Here is a 14,436-nt window from a genome sequence, read left to right as displayed (position 1 = left end):
GGGGAGATGCCTTTTTCCCCTTCCGAGGTTATCATGTCTGACACCGCCACCGCACCGGTCTCTGTTTTCGCACCCTGGCAAGATCCCCAGGCCAAACCGTTGATCCAGTTTCAGAATGTCACCAAGCGCTGGGGTGATTTTACGGCGATCGACGACCTGTCGATCGACATCTACGCGCAAGAGTTTTTTGCGCTGTTGGGGCCGTCGGGCTGTGGCAAGACCACGATGATGCGGATGCTGGCGGGATTTGAAACCCCGACCGAAGGCAAAATTCTGATCGACGGTCAGGATGTCGCCCACATCCCGCCAAACAAGCGCGCCGTGAACATGATGTTTCAAAGCTATGCGCTGTTTCCGCACCTGTCGGTGGCTGAGAACATCGCGTTCGGCTTGAAACGCGACAAACAGCCAAAAGACAAGATCGAAGCGCGCGTCGAGGAAATGCTGTCTCTTGTCCAATTGAACAAATTCGCCAACCGCAAACCGCATCAAATCTCGGGCGGTCAACGCCAGCGCGTCGCGCTTGCGCGGTCACTGGCGAAAGCTCCGAAACTGCTGCTCTTGGACGAACCGCTTGGCGCGCTGGACAAAAAGCTGCGCCAAGACACCCAGTTTGAACTGATGGACATTCAGGAAAAGACCGGCACCACCTTCGTGATCGTGACCCACGACCAGGAAGAGGCGATGACCGTCGCCAGCCGGATCGCTGTGATGGATCATGGCAAAATCATTCAGGTGGATACGCCTTCGAAGATTTATGAAGAACCGAAATCCATCTATGTGGCGGACTTCATTGGCGACGTGAACCTGATCAGGGGCAATGTGACCAAGACCAGCGAAGGGCATGCGTCCATCAGTTGGGCCGAAGGGCAATCAGAACTCACAGGTATCGCACGCAGCGAAATAGAAGCAGGCGCGGTTGCGACCTTGGCGGTGCGGCCCGAAAAACTCAGCATCTATACCTCACGCCCCAAGGATCAGACGAACGTGATCAAGGGCAAGGTTCTGGACATCGCCTATCTTGGCAACATGTCCACTTATGTGATCGAGACTGCCTCGGGTGAAACGATCAAAGCGCAGGTCGCCAACACAAGACGCATCCAACGCCGCCAGATCACGTGGGAAGAAAAGGTCTGGCTTAGCTTCACCGACACGGCCGGCGTGGTGTTGAACCAATGAAACGCTTTGGCCTGATCTCTGTCCCCTATCTGTGGCTTCTCGCCCTGTTTCTGGTGCCGTTCCTGATCGTGCTGAAAATCAGCCTGTCAGACACCGCACTGGCCATTCCGCCCTACACCCCGACGCTTGATATCTCGCAAGGGTGGGAAGGCATCAAGGCCTGGTGGATTGCGCTTGATCTGGAAAACTACTTCTGGCTCGCCTCGGATGATCTTTACTGGAAGGCGTATCTGTCCAGCCTGAAGATCGCCATCATCTCGACCATTCTGACGCTGATGGTCGGCTATCCCATCGCCTATGGGATGAGCCGCGCGCCGGACGAATGGCGCCCGACCCTGATGATGTTGATCATCCTGCCATTCTGGACCAGCTTCCTGATCCGCGTTTATTCGTGGAAAGCGATCCTGTCGAACGAGGGGCTGTTGAACCAGCTTTTGATGTATCTGGGCGTTATTCAGGAACCGCTGGTCATCCTGAACACCAACCTCGCCGTCTATATCGGCATCGTTTACACCTATTTGCCATTCATGGTCCTACCGATCTATTCGGCGCTGGAACGGCTGGACGAAAGCCTGCTGGAAGCGGCCGAGGATCTGGGATGTTCCCGCCTGAAAGCCTTCTGGCTGGTGACGATGCCGCTGTCCAAGCAGGGGATCATCGCGGGATCGTTCCTCGTCTTCATCCCGGCCATGGGTGAGTTTGTCATCCCGGCCCTTCTGGGCGGATCGAAAACCCTGATGATCGGTAAGGTCTTGTGGGAGGAGTTCTTCTCGAACCGCGACTGGCCGGTTGCCTCTGCGGTCGCCGTCGTCCTTTTGCTGCTTCTGATCATCCCCATCGTTCTGTTCCAACGGAACGAAGAAAAACAGCGGGAGGCCGAGAAATGAGGCGTCTATCCTGGTTCAACACCGCATCCCTGACGCTGGGCTTTGCGTTCCTCTATATCCCGATGATCATTCTGATCACCTATTCGTTCAACGCAGGCAAACTTGTCACCGTCTGGTCGGGCTTTTCGACCAAGTGGTATGGCGAGCTGTTCCGCAACGAGGCGTTTCTGGACGCGGCATGGGTCACGCTGAAAGTGGCTGTGATGTCGTCGTCCATTGCCACCGTTTTGGGCACCATGGCCGCTTATGTCATGGTGCGGGCGGGCCGCTTCCCCGGTCGCACAGTGTTTTCGGGCATGATCTATGCGCCCCTCGTGATGCCTGAAGTCATCACCGGTCTGTCGCTGCTTTTGCTGTTCATCGCAATCGGGTTGGATCGTGGGGTGCTGACGATCGTGCTGGCACACACCACATTCTCGATGTGTTTTGTGTCGGTCGTGGTGTCATCGCGCCTTGTGACCTTCGACCAGTCACTGGAAGAGGCCGCGCTTGATCTGGGCTGCACGGGGTTTGAGGCGTTTCGCCTTGTCACCTTGCCCATCATCATGCCCGCGGTCGTATCGGGTTGGCTGTTGGCCTTCACCCTATCGCTGGACGATCTGGTGATCGCCTCGTTCACCTCGGGCCCAAGCTCGACGACTTTGCCGATTAAAATCTTCTCGGCGGTGCGTCTGGGGGTCAGTCCTGAAATCAACGCCCTGTCCACGATCATGATCGGCCTTGTGACAGTGGGTGTGATTGGTGCCTCGCTCACCTCGAAACGATCCATTGCCAAACGTCAGAAAGACGAACAAGAGGCCATCCTATGAGCGATTTTCTTGAGGAATACGCGCAGTATTGCAAAACCCATGGCCGACCGGACCGGCTTGAGCTGATGTTGTGTGACATCAATGCCGTTCTGCGGGGCAAATGGCTGCCGGGCGATGACGAAAAGAAGCTGACGGAAGGTGCCGTGCGCCTGCCCCATTCGACCTATGTGCCGAATATCTTGGGCGCAGAGGTGTCAGAAACCGGGTTGGGCATCGTTGTCGGCGACCCGGACGGACGCATCGTGCCGATCCCCGGATCGCTGAAACCAGTGCCGTGGGCCAAAGGCAACATGGCGCAGGTTCAGGTCGAAATGCTTGACCCGGATACCGGCAAGATCAGTGAATTATCCTCGCGCAAGTTGCTGGCAAACATGGTTGACCGGTTCCACGACAAAGGTTGGCATCCTGTCTTGGCGAGCGAGCTGGAATTCTATCTGATCCAACCGCGCCAGAGCGAAGACGAACCCCCAACCCCGCCCGACCGCAGCCCGGACGCGCAGAACTATGACCTTGAGGTGCTGGAACGCACCCAAGATGTGTTGGACGACATTCTTGAGGTTTCGGCCATTCAAGGTATCGCCACCGACACACTGATCGCCGAATACGGCCCCGGTCAGTTCGAGGTGAACTTCCACCATACCGATGACGTGATGAAGGCCGCCGACACGGCGTTGTTGTTCAAGCGGCTGGTGCGCGGTGTCGCACGCAATCACGGGATGGAGGCCACGTTTATGGCCAAACCCTATGCCGATCACCCCGGCAATGGGATGCATCTGCACGCCTCGGTCGTGGATCGTGAGGGCAAGAACATCTTTGACGATGGCAGCGGAGAGGCGTCTGATACGCTGCGCGCAGCGGTGGGTGGGTCGCTTGACACCATGCGCGATCTGCAGGCCATCTTTGCACCGCACCTGAACTCCTATCGCCGCTATCGCCCGATGAGCTTTGCCCCCTCGGCCCCCGATTGGGGCTATGACAACCGCGCCGCCGGTGTCCGCCTGCCCGAGGTCTCGGGCCCCGGCGCAAGGCTGGAGCACCGCATCGCAGGGGCGGATGTGAACCCCTATCTGGTCATCACCGCCATTCTCGGCGGCATTCTGCATGGGTTGGAAACGAAACCAGACCTGCCGTTGCCCTTGGATGACCCAAACGCCGAGACCGCACCACGTTTGACCGCAGACTGGATCCGCGCTGTCGACCGGTTCTCGCAATCCGACATCGCCGCCGACATCTTTGGCGAACGCTACCGCGACATCTATTCCGCTGTGCGATTGGATGAAATCGACCAACTGACCAATGAAATCAGTCATGTTGAATATCGCGCCTATCTTGGCCGCCTCTAAGGCCCATGACGCGCCGTATTTACGAAGACTACGCGTATTCCGGCGCCGCACGGGCCGAATGTATCTGGCCCGTGCCACAAGGGAATTGGCCGTCGCTGGAAGGTGATGCCCGCGCTGAAGCGGCGGTTATCGGCGGTGGCTATACCGGTCTCTCTGCCGCGCTTCACTTGGCGCAAGCGGGCGTTCAGGTCACGCTGTTGGAAGCCAAAAGCCCAGGTTGGGGCGCGTCCGGTCGCAATGGCGGGTTTTGCTGCATCGGCGGCGACAAGCTGGGCCTTGGCGCAATCCGAAAACGCTTTGGCGCGGGCGCAGCACAGGCCTATATCAACGCCCAGCGCGATGCGATTGATCTTGTGGCCCACCTTCTGGACACCCACGACATAGATGCCGACACCCATTCCAATGGTGAACTGCAACTGGCCCACCATCCCCGCATCATGTCCGATCTGCGCGCTGAACAGGAAGAATGGGCAGCCTATGGCGTAAGTGCCACGCTGATCGAACGCGCTGAACTGGCCGCACGCGGCATGGCTGGCACCTTTCATGGCGGGCTTCATGTGCCGTTGGGCTTTGCCCTAAACCCCGGAAAATATGCGTCTGGCCTAGCTGACGCAGCCCGCAACGCCGGAGTAACCGTTCATGCAGATAGCCCGGTGGTGCACATCACCCGAACGGGCAACGGTTATCTGCTTGAAACGCCAACCGGACGACTGACCACCCAAAAGCTGATCCTCGCCACGAACGGGTATGGCACCGACGGCCTGCCGGATTGGATGACCGGGCGATACCTGCCGTTGCAATCCAACATCCTCGTGACCCGTTCGCTGAACGAAGACGAGATCGCCGCGCAAGGCTGGACCACCGATCTGATGGCCTATGACAGCCGCCACCTGCTGCATTATTTCCGCCTTTTGCCCGACCGGCGTTTCCTGTTCGGTGCGCGCGGAAATGTGGGGGCAAGCGCGCAGGGGCAAGCCGCAATGCGCGCGCGCCTGAACAGAGAACTCGCGTCTATGTTCCCAGCCTGGGCGGGGATCGAAACGCCTCATTTCTGGTCAGGCCTCGTCAGCCTTTCGCGCGATCTGTTGCCCTATGCTGGCCCGGTCGGCGATTGGGACAATGCTTGGGCTGGCATGAACTATCACGGCAACGGGGTCGCGATGGGCACGTGGGTGGGCGCACGGCTGGCGGATATGGCACTTGGGCGCGGGGTCGAGCTCCCCGTCCATACCCGCACCCTGCCCCGCTTTCCGTTCCCCCGGCTGCGACGCAGCTATTTGCATGGGGCCATGTTGGGTTACCGCCTGAAGGATGGTCCACCACCCAAGCCCTAAGTTTTCAGCACATCCGCATAGGTCTGGCGCATCACGTTTTTCTGCACTTTACCCATCGTGTTGCGGGGCAGCTCGTCCACGATGATTACGCGCTTGGGCTGTTTGAACTTGGCGAGTTTCCCCGCAACGCCCGCCATGATTGCGGCTTCATCCATGGACGCGCCCGGCTGCGCGACGACCACGGCGACCACGCCTTCACCGAAGTCCTCATGCGGCACGCCGATGACGGCGCTTTCCAGCACGCCGGGCAGATCGTCGATGACGGCTTCAACCTCTTTCGGGTAGACATTGAAGCCGCCTGTGATGATCAAATCCTTGCCGCGCCCGACGATGGTAACATAGCCATCTGCGTCGATCATCGCCAGATCGCCGGTGATGAACCACCCATCAGGCCGCAGTTCTTCGGCGGTTTTGTCGGGCATCTGCCAATAGCCCGCAAAGACGTTGTCGCCGCGCACTTCAAGCACGCCAATTTCACCCTCGGGCAAGGTCGCGCCAGTGTCGGGGTCACAGACTTTGACCTCGACCCCCGGCAGTGGCAGGCCCACTGTCCCCGCGCGGCGGTCGCCATCATAGGGGTTCGAGGTGTTCATGTTCGTCTCGGTCATACCGTAACGCTCTAGGATTGCGTGGCCCGTAACCTCGCGCCACCGGTCGTGAGTTTCCGTCAAAAGCGGGGCCGAGCCTGACACAAACAGCCGCATATTCTTTGACGCATCCGCCAAACGCGGATCTTTCAATAGCCGGGTATAGTAGGTCGGCACGCCCATCAACGCGGTCGCCTGCGGCATGGCGGCGATGATTGCGTCGGCATCGAACCCCGGCAGAAAGACCGCTGATCCGCCGCACATCAACGTCACGTTGGTCGCGACGAACAAGCCATGGGTGTGGAAGATTGGAAGCGCGTGGATCAAAACGTCTGTGTCGGTAAACCGCCAGTAATCACTGAGCGTTTCGCTGTTTGAGGCCAACGCCCGATGGGTCAACATCGCCCCTTTCGATCGCCCTGTCGTGCCCGAGGTATAGAGGATCGCGGCGAGGTCCAGCGGGTCGCGTGTGATGGGCGTGAACCCAGAAGCTTGCGCGTCGCGTGCGGCGACCAGCGTGCCTTGCTCTCCAGCCCCCAACGTCAGAATATGCGCCACGCCTGCGCTTTGGGCGACAGGGGTTAACGCCTCAAGCGCTTCAGGTGCGCACACGAAGACGCGCGGGGTGGCATCGCCCAGAAAATAGCTCACCTCGTCCGAGGTATAGGCCGTGTTCAGCGGTAAGAACACGCCTCCCGCCAGAACAGTGCCGACGTAAAGCTCCAGCATTGCAATCTCTTTCGGGGCCTGAACGGCGACGCGATCACCCGGCACCAAACCCAGCGCCACCAAGGCGGCCGCCATCCTTTCTGCGTTGGCCCAGAACGCCCCATAACTTTGGGGTCTGCCCATCTGCTGATCAAACAGAAAGATCGCGTCATGGCGCCCGTCCGAGGCCCGTGAAATAGCACGGGCCAGATAGTTATCGTCGTACATTGCGGTCCTCTTTGACGCGCGCGTGATCGCCACGCAGGCTGCTTCGTTTGCTCTTGCCCAAGTTAGCCATATCCACGCGCCCGATTAAAGCGCTTCGTCTTCAATGGGTTCAATCAATTGCGGCCCGGTCGCCCGGTTGGAATTCACCTTCGTCGAGACACGGCGCATGACAAGCACATCATCAGCCGGCGGCACCATCAGGACCGCCGCGCCGTGTCCGTCCTCGCCCAACCACTTGCCCCAGTGATCGCGGTCAATCACCACCGGACATCTGTGATGAATGCTGGACAAGGGTGCGGGGGCATCCGTTGTGACGATGGCAAAGCTCGACAGTGTTTCGCCGTCGTGGTCCCAGTCCTGCCAAATGCCAGCGCAGACCAAAGGCGCGCGGTCTTTTCGGGTGACGAAATAGGGCAGCTTCCGATCACCGTCTCGCAGCCATTCATAGAACCCGTCCATCGGGACAAGGCAGCGGCGGGTCCGGCAGGCTGCACGAAACGCGGGTTTTTCGGCGATGGTTTCGGCGCGGGCGTTGATCAACAACGGCCCATCATTGAGTGCCTTATACCAGCTTGGCACAAACCCCCAGCGCATCGGGGCCAAGCGCCGCGCGCCACCCATCAAGGACACAACCGAAACTTGCGTTGTGGGGCACACATTAAAGTTGGGCACCGACGGCAAGTTGTTCGATGGTTGCGCCGAGAAGAGCTGCGCCATCGCGTCGGGCGGAAGGGTCACGGCGATACGTCCACACATGGGGCGATCCTAGCTTGCCTTTGACTTCGCCGCCAGTTTCGTCATCTTGGCTGCATGAAAAACACTTTGATCTGCCTGCCTTATTTCTCAGGCTTTGGACACACGGAACGGATCGCTTCTGCCATCGCAGAGGGGACAGCCGCGAGCGACACCCAGCTTATCGACGTGGCGGATATGACAGCCCTTGATTGGCAAGCACTCGATCGCGCCGATGCCATCATCTTTGGGGCGCCCACCTATATGGGATCCGCTGCCGCACGGTTCAGCATGTTCCTTGAGGACGCGGCTGAGCGATGGGAACACGCGATCTGGGTCGACAAGCTGGCCGCTGGGTTTACCACGGCGATCCATCCGTCGGGCGATAAGCTGGCGACCTTGCAACGGCTTTCGGTGTTTGCTGCCCAGATGGGCATGGTCTGGGTTGGGCAAGCCGAAATCGGCGCGCCCGCCAATCCTGACAAGCCCGGCGTGAACCGCGACGGAAGTTGGCTGGGATTGATGGTGACCGAGCAGCTTGGAGCGGAAGAAGACCTGCTCGAAGACGATCTGGACACCGCCCGTCGCTTCGGTGCACGGGTTGACGCGGCGACGCGCCGTTGGGCGCGGTAACCGCGCCGACACAGTGATGGCCAGCGCCGTTTCGCCGCGATCAGCGCGCGACACCGCGTGAAAAAGCCCCCGCCAGTTTCCCGACGGAGGCTTGGTCAGGTGATCAACCACCTTATTTCTTGGTGATGCGCCCATCAAGCACGGGTGCCATCGCTCCCATATTGGCCAGATACTCGGCCGTTACATCCGCAAGGTCTGGGCCGAAATCATAGGCGTTTTCTGCCGACCGGAACATCTTGTAGCCGTCTCCGCCGTTTCGAACATAGTTGTTGGAAACAACGCCATAGGTTTTGGCCGGGTCGATTGGTGCAAAGGCATCGCCCTCCATCACCATCACGTCCGACACACGCTCGCCTGCCGGTTTCGCCGGATCAAAGGTGTATTTCATACCCGCCACTTGCGGGAAGCGGCCGGCGGCCTCTTCATACTGGCTTACGCCGTTTTCAAGCGCCTCAAGGATGGTTCCACCGCTGACCTGGAAGGTGGACAGCGTGTTTTGGAAGGGCAGCACCGTCAGGACTTCGCCCATCGTCACTTCGCCCGCGTCGATCGAAGCCCGGATGCCACCACCGTTTTGCAGCGCGATCTGGATGCCCTGATCCTTCACACGCGCCAGCATCGCATCAGCAATGAGGTTGCCCATCGCGCATTCCTGCGCGCGGCACGACCCCCGTTCGCCGTCGATCATTTCGGAGGTTTGGGCCACGACCTTGTTGCGGATCTCATCCAGCGGTGCCGCAGCTTCGGCAATGCGCGCAACGGTTGCTTCATCCTCAGTGACGGCGGCGTCCATGATGATCGGCTCACCCTTGGCCTCGGTGATGTTGCCGTCGTCGTCAAAGGTGACGTTCAGTTCGCCCAGAAACTTGCCGTAGGCATAGGCGGACACGATCGCGGTCGACCCGACCATGGTCGGATACGGCCCTTCGGCGCGCTCGTTGGAATTGGACAGCAGCGTGTTGGTGTGCCCACCCACAATGATGTCCACGCCCGTCGTGCCGGCCGCCACTTTCTGATCGACGCCATAGCCCGAATGGCTCAGCACGATAATCTTGTTCACACCCATTTCGGTCAGTTTATCGACCTCTCCCTGCACCGCGCCAACCGGATCAGTGAAGACGATCTTGTCTCCGGGGCTGGCAAGTTCGTCGGTGTCTTGTGGTGTCAGACCGATCAGACCCAGTTTTTCACCGCCGCGCTCGATCACGGTCGATTTCGCAAGTTCGCCCGCCAACAGCGGCTCACCCGAGACATCAGCGTTCGACATCAGGACCGGGAAATCTACCGCATCCATAAAGCCACGCAGAACTTCGGGGCCGTCGTCAAACTCGTGGTTGCCCACGGTCATCGCGTCATAGCCCATCTTGTTCATCATTTCGGCGGCAAGCTTGCCCTTGTAATACGTATAAAACAGCGTGCCCTGGAACTGGTCGCCTCCATCCACAAGGATCGAGTTGTTCGAGCGCGCGCGCGCCTCGGCGATGGCGCTGACAAGGCGTGCAGAGCCGCCAAAACATTCGCCCGCAGTGTTGTCTTCCGCGGAGCAGCCGGAATCGTATTTGCTGATCGGTTCGAAACGGGCATGGAAGTCATTCGTGTGCAGAACAGTCAACGTATAGTCTGCCGCCGCTGTGCCAGCCGTAACGGCCAATGCCGCAACCGTAGTCATGAAACGCGTAATCATGGGATCCCCCTGGTTTTAATGGTCTGCAAACAAGGTGACGCGAGTCGGGTCACCTTGTCAAAGATCACGATCTGCACAGCACGTTGACGTAACGGGAAGGATGCGGACAAAATGCGAGGCTTTTGTGCAGATCGACCAATGTTACTTGACGACGAAGCCCCTGCGCGGCACATGAAGGCCATGCAGATTTACAAAATTTTTCGCGCCGATGAATGGCAAATGTTTCAAGATACAGGCAAAACGCTGGGCGCCCCAGTCGATCTTGCCGATGGCTTTATCCATTTCTCGACCGCCGAGCAGGCCCAAGAAACCGCAGCAAAGCATTTTGCCGGTGAAGACGGGCTGATGCTGGTTGCCTTTGATGCACATGCGTTGGGCAGCGCTCTGAAATGGGAACCATCACGCGGTGGCGCATTGTTCCCACATCTTTACCGTGACCTCATGCTGTCCGAAGCCCTGTGGCACCGCGCCCTGCCCCTTGGCCCCGACGGGCACATCTTTCCAGAGACATTGGCATGAACCTGATCGAAAAAATCGCGCTGAAGGCGCTTCACCAAATCGACCCGGAACGTTCGCACGGATTGGCACTGATGGCGATGAAGGCGGGCGTTGTGCCTTTTTCTGGCTTGGTAACGACCGACCGTATCAAGACGACGTTTTGTGGCATGGATCTTCTCAACCCCATCGGGCTTGCTGCAGGCTATGACAAGAATGCCACTGTCGTCGACGCCTTGACCCAAGCCGGGTTCGGTTTTGTCGAAGTCGGCGCGGTGACCCCGCGCCCGCAACCCGGCAACCCCAAACCTCGCCTTTTTCGACTGTCCGAGGACCAAGCCGTCATCAACCGCTTTGGCTTTAACAACGAAGGGATGGAGGCCGCAGCCGCCCGTCTGACCCGCCGGTCGCGTCGCCGTCCGGTGCCGGTTGGGCTGAACCTTGGTGCAAACAAGGACAGCGACGATCGCGCCGCCGATTTCGTGCGGGTGTTTGAAACGTGCGGACCATTCGTGGATTTCGCCACCGTCAATGTCAGTTCGCCAAACACCGAGAAACTGCGTGACCTGCAAGGGGCAGATGCGCTGCGCGGGGTGTTGTCCGCTGTACTGGGCGCACGCGAAAAGCAGGACAAATACACGCCAATCTTCTTGAAGATCGCACCCGACCTGACCGATGCGGAATTGGCCGAACTGGCCGCTGTGGCGCAAGAGGTCAACGTGGACGCCATTATCGCCACCAACACCACTTTGTCGCGCGACGGGTTGCAAAGCCGTCATAAAACCGAGGCCGGTGGTCTGTCTGGCCCGCCCTTGTTTGAGAAATCGACCCGCGTTCTGGCCCGTCTGTCCGAATTGACGGACGCCAGGATGCCCCTGATCGGGGTGGGCGGCATTGCGTCGGCCGAAGATGCCTATCAAAAGATCCGCGCCGGTGCCTCTATCGTGCAGCTGTATTCGGCGCTGGCCTATAAGGGGCTCAGCTTGGTGGAAGAGATCGCCTTGGGGCTCGATAAGCTTTTGGAACGCGACGGCTTTGATCATGTGTCAGACGCGGTCGGCACTGGTCGAAAGGACTGGCTATGACCGAGATTTGGCACAATCCGCGTTGCTCAAAATCGCGCCAGACTCTGGCGCTCCTTGAAGCGCGCGGCGAGGATGTGACCGTGCGCCGCTATCTTGACGACGCCCCGGACGAAGCAGCCCTGCGCGCGGTGTTGACCGCGCTTGGTGTCAGCCCAATCGGTATGATGCGCAAAGGCGAGGTCCTGTTCAAAGAGCTTGGACTGTCCAAAGACACACCCGCCGACGACCTGATCGCTGCCATGGTCACGCACCCCAAACTGATCGAACGCCCCATCGTGATCAAAGACGGCAAGGCCCGCATCGGTCGCCCGCCCGAAAGCGTGATCGACATTCTTTAAACCGCTGCCTCTAACGCCGGATAGCGCAAACCAAGTGTCACGCCACGTGCGATGAATGAAATCAGAAGCGCCAACCAAAGACCGTGATTGCCGAACAAGGGCATCAGGGTCAGCACCGCGACGATATAGATCACGGTGGACACCACCATCATGTTGCGCATGTCAGCCGTGCGGGTTGCACCGATGAATATCCCGTCCAACATCCATGACGGCCACCCCACCAATGGGGCCAACACCATATAGACAAGAAACACCCGCGCCATTGCCCGCACGTCTTCTGCGGTGGTCATCAGGTCAATTGCCATCCCGCCAAACAATAAAAACCCCAGCGCCAACACGCCCGATATGCCTGCCCCCCATTGGCTGGACATGATCGCGGCCCGGCGCAGCCCCGCCTTGTTGCGTGCGCCCAGCGCCTGCCCCACGAAGGTCTCGGCCCCGAAGGCGAACCCGTCCATCGCATAGGCGGCCACATTCAGGAATTGCAGTAAAATCTGATTGGCCGCCAGCTCTACGTCCGAGAACCGCGCACCGAAAAACATGAAGCTGGTGAAGATCGCGGTCAGCATCAGCGACCGGATCAGGATGTCCGAGTTGACCACCGCCATGCGCTTCAATGTCATTGCATCCAGCACACGCGCCCGATCACGCCATGCGGCATTGGCAAACACATCCCGGCACAGCCAAAGCGCCAGCACCGCGCCGCCAAGTTCGGCGATCAGGCTGGCAACAGCGACCCCTTCAATCCCCCAACCAAGCCCCAGGACAAACCAGAAATCCAAAACAAGATTGACGCCGTTCATTGCGACCTGCAGGACAAGCACAGATTTGGCACGCTCCAAAGCGATCAGCCAGCCGGTGAAGGCAAAGATCGCAATGGCAAACGGCGCGCCCCAGATGCGGATGGCAAGATAGTCCCGCGCCATGCGCTCGACCTCGGCTGAGGCGGGTGCCGCTTTGAACGCCGACCAGAACAACGGGACTTGCAGCACGATCAGCGCCAGTCCCGCTGTGGCTGCAATCAACAACGCGCGCGTCAGCATGGCTGACACCTCGCCCGCACGCCCCGCGCCATAGGCTTGCGCCGTCAGGCCGGCGGTGCCCATTCTCAGAAACCCGAACAGCCAATAGAAGGTCGACAGGACAACGGCGCCGATCCCAACTGCACCAATCGGTGCCGCTTGCCCCAACTGCCCAATGACGCCTGTGTCGACCACTCCCAAAATGGGCACGGTGACATTTGACAGGACAATCGGTCCCGCGACGGCCAGAATGCGACGATGCGTGATGGGCGAGGTTCGGGCAGCGGCCCCGTTCATTTCGCAGGCATCAGGAAATGGCCCGTGGCCTGCGCATAAAGCTTGTTGCGGTTGTCTTGCCACGCCTCGACATGGACGGACGCGTAACGTCGCCCCTGCCGCACGATCCGCGCCCGCGCATAGGCGTCGCGCGGCAGACCGGAGCGCAGGTAATCAATCGAGAAGTCGATGGTCTTGGGCAGATATGGCAGGTTGTCCGGCCCCAGCGTGCCGGGGTCCAACTTGCCCGTCTCCATATCCTCCCACAGCGAGACCCAGCTGAGTTCGATCACCGCCGCGGTTTCCAGAAACGCAGCCGTGACCCCGCCGTGAATAGCAGGCAACAACGGGTTGCCGATCAGCTTGTCCGAAAACGGCAGGATCGCCGTCAGCTCGTCCCCGTGGCGTTCGATGCTGATCCCGAGGAAGGTCAGATAAGGCACGCTGTTGACCAGTGCAGACAAGGTGGCATCGCGGCGCTGCTTGACCACTTCAACGGGCTCGGGACGGGGGCGCTTAGGCGTGCCGCTCATGGCTTTTCGCCTCCGCTGATCTCGGCTGAGATTTCGGTGGAGCGCCGTCTTGGGTCGCCGTCCGCCGAAAATGCGCCTGTTGCGGTCGCGACCGGGCGACTTTCGTCTTCGTCCAGCGCCACCGCACGCACAAACGCGACCGAGCGCGTGACGTGGTAGCAGGTCGCGCGGGCAGTGATCTTCTGGCCGGGTGTGGCAGGGCGCATATAGTCAATGCGCAGGTCAATCGTTGCGGTGATCGCAGGCGCGTCGGGATGGCTCATCACCGCAGATCCGCAGCAGGTGTCCATCAGCGCCGACACTGCACCGCCGTGGATCACACCCGAGCGTGGATCGCCGATAAAGCGTTCATCATAGGGCATGGACATCACCGCCTCGCCTTCGCCCAATGCGTCAAGCGTCATGCCCAAGGCACCGCAATGAGGGATCGCTTCGGTAAATTTCCGGGCAATTTCAGCCTTTTTCTCTGGCGTCAGATTCTTGATCATCCAAGTTCCCCTTTGGCGCTTCCTGCCTTTTATTGGCCCTTGCAATTGCCGCGTCCAGCCCCTACTTTCGCAATT

At 59.6% G+C, this 14,436-nt stretch carries 15 protein-coding genes; 9 read left to right on the top strand and 6 right to left on the bottom strand.

Features of this window, described 5'->3' with window-relative positions; all coding sequences use genetic code 11:
- The first annotated feature begins 6 nt into the window (after window positions 1–6).
- From Q0864_RS01225 to Q0864_RS01205, 5 genes are read left to right on the top strand one after another with little or no spacing between them, the layout of a single operon-like run.
- On the top strand, window positions 7–1,179 hold the full coding sequence (locus tag Q0864_RS01225) for an ABC transporter ATP-binding protein (RefSeq protein WP_298565381.1): 1,173 nt from the start codon (window positions 7–9) through the stop codon (window positions 1,177–1,179).
- On the top strand, window positions 1,176–2,066 hold the full coding sequence (locus tag Q0864_RS01220) for an ABC transporter permease subunit (protein WP_298565379.1): 891 nt from the start codon (window positions 1,176–1,178) through the stop codon (window positions 2,064–2,066). The genes Q0864_RS01225 and Q0864_RS01220 overlap by 4 nt, the downstream gene beginning before the upstream one ends.
- On the top strand, window positions 2,063–2,875 hold the full coding sequence (locus Q0864_RS01215) for an ABC transporter permease (RefSeq protein ID WP_298565378.1): 813 nt from the start codon (window positions 2,063–2,065) through the stop codon (window positions 2,873–2,875). Before Q0864_RS01220 ends, Q0864_RS01215 begins: the two co-directional genes overlap by 4 nt.
- A complete protein-coding gene (locus Q0864_RS01210; protein WP_298565376.1) occupies window positions 2,872–4,218 on the top strand; it encodes a glutamine synthetase family protein in 1,347 nt (448 codons plus the stop codon). The genes Q0864_RS01215 and Q0864_RS01210 overlap by 4 nt, the downstream gene beginning before the upstream one ends.
- Window positions 4,219–4,223: 5 nt before the next feature.
- On the top strand, window positions 4,224–5,552 hold the full coding sequence (locus Q0864_RS01205; protein WP_298565375.1) for an FAD-dependent oxidoreductase: 1,329 nt from the start codon (window positions 4,224–4,226) through the stop codon (window positions 5,550–5,552).
- On the opposite strand, the gene Q0864_RS01200 is transcribed toward Q0864_RS01205, so the two are convergent.
- Window positions 5,549–7,075: a malonyl-CoA synthase gene (locus Q0864_RS01200; RefSeq protein WP_298565373.1), complete on the bottom strand. Its 1,527-nt coding sequence runs from the start codon at window positions 7,073–7,075 to the stop codon at window positions 5,549–5,551. The two genes, Q0864_RS01205 and Q0864_RS01200, sit on opposite strands and share 4 nt — an antisense overlap.
- An 84-nt stretch (window positions 7,076–7,159) precedes the next feature.
- Window positions 7,160–7,831: an SOS response-associated peptidase gene (locus Q0864_RS01195; RefSeq protein ID WP_298565371.1), complete on the bottom strand. Its 672-nt coding sequence runs from the start codon at window positions 7,829–7,831 to the stop codon at window positions 7,160–7,162.
- 54 nt (window positions 7,832–7,885) lie between these two features.
- Here Q0864_RS01195 and Q0864_RS01190 point away from each other — a divergent pair, with 54 nt between their 5' ends.
- Window positions 7,886–8,440 carry a flavodoxin family protein gene (locus tag Q0864_RS01190; RefSeq protein ID WP_298565370.1) on the top strand — a complete coding sequence of 185 codons (555 nt, stop codon included), beginning with the start codon at window positions 7,886–7,888 and terminating at the stop codon, window positions 8,438–8,440.
- A 112-nt stretch (window positions 8,441–8,552) separates the two neighbouring features.
- Here the strand turns inward: Q0864_RS01190 and Q0864_RS01185 are convergent, their stop codons facing one another.
- Window positions 8,553–10,124 carry a bifunctional metallophosphatase/5'-nucleotidase gene (locus Q0864_RS01185; protein WP_298565367.1) on the bottom strand — a complete coding sequence of 524 codons (1,572 nt, stop codon included), beginning with the start codon at window positions 10,122–10,124 and terminating at the stop codon, window positions 8,553–8,555.
- Window positions 10,125–10,304: 180 nt separating this feature from the next.
- Between Q0864_RS01185 and Q0864_RS01180 the strand changes: the two genes are divergently transcribed.
- From Q0864_RS01180 to arsC, 3 genes are read left to right on the top strand one after another with little or no spacing between them, the layout of a single operon-like run.
- On the top strand, window positions 10,305–10,643 hold the full coding sequence (locus Q0864_RS01180; RefSeq protein ID WP_298566165.1) for a DUF952 domain-containing protein: 339 nt from the start codon (window positions 10,305–10,307) through the stop codon (window positions 10,641–10,643).
- Window positions 10,640–11,704, top strand: coding sequence for a quinone-dependent dihydroorotate dehydrogenase (locus Q0864_RS01175; protein WP_298565366.1), 1,065 nt, complete (start codon window positions 10,640–10,642; stop codon window positions 11,702–11,704). Before Q0864_RS01180 ends, Q0864_RS01175 begins: the two co-directional genes overlap by 4 nt.
- Window positions 11,701–12,042 carry an arsenate reductase (glutaredoxin) gene (gene arsC, locus Q0864_RS01170; protein ID WP_298565364.1) on the top strand — a complete coding sequence of 114 codons (342 nt, stop codon included), beginning with the start codon at window positions 11,701–11,703 and terminating at the stop codon, window positions 12,040–12,042. Before Q0864_RS01175 ends, arsC begins: the two co-directional genes overlap by 4 nt.
- Here arsC and Q0864_RS01165 read toward each other — a convergent pair.
- The 3 genes from Q0864_RS01165 to Q0864_RS01155 are packed head-to-tail and all read right to left on the bottom strand — an operon-like array spanning window position 12,039 to window position 14,361.
- Complete coding sequence (locus Q0864_RS01165) at window positions 12,039–13,361, bottom strand: MATE family efflux transporter (RefSeq protein WP_298565362.1); 1,323 nt, start codon at window positions 13,359–13,361, stop codon at window positions 12,039–12,041. The two genes, arsC and Q0864_RS01165, sit on opposite strands and share 4 nt — an antisense overlap.
- Window positions 13,358–13,873, bottom strand: a complete 516-nt coding sequence (locus tag Q0864_RS01160) for a PaaI family thioesterase (protein WP_298565360.1) — start codon at window positions 13,871–13,873, stop codon at window positions 13,358–13,360. The genes Q0864_RS01165 and Q0864_RS01160 overlap by 4 nt, the downstream gene beginning before the upstream one ends.
- On the bottom strand, window positions 13,870–14,361 hold the full coding sequence (locus Q0864_RS01155; RefSeq protein ID WP_298565358.1) for a PaaI family thioesterase: 492 nt from the start codon (window positions 14,359–14,361) through the stop codon (window positions 13,870–13,872). The genes Q0864_RS01160 and Q0864_RS01155 overlap by 4 nt, the downstream gene beginning before the upstream one ends.
- Window positions 14,362–14,436 lie beyond the last annotated feature (75 nt).

The organism is uncultured Aliiroseovarius sp., assembly GCF_947497285.1.
GTDB lineage: Bacteria > Pseudomonadota > Alphaproteobacteria > Rhodobacterales > Rhodobacteraceae > Aliiroseovarius.
Note: the sequence above shows the minus strand (reverse complement) of the source record. Positions and strands in the feature narration are given on the sequence as shown.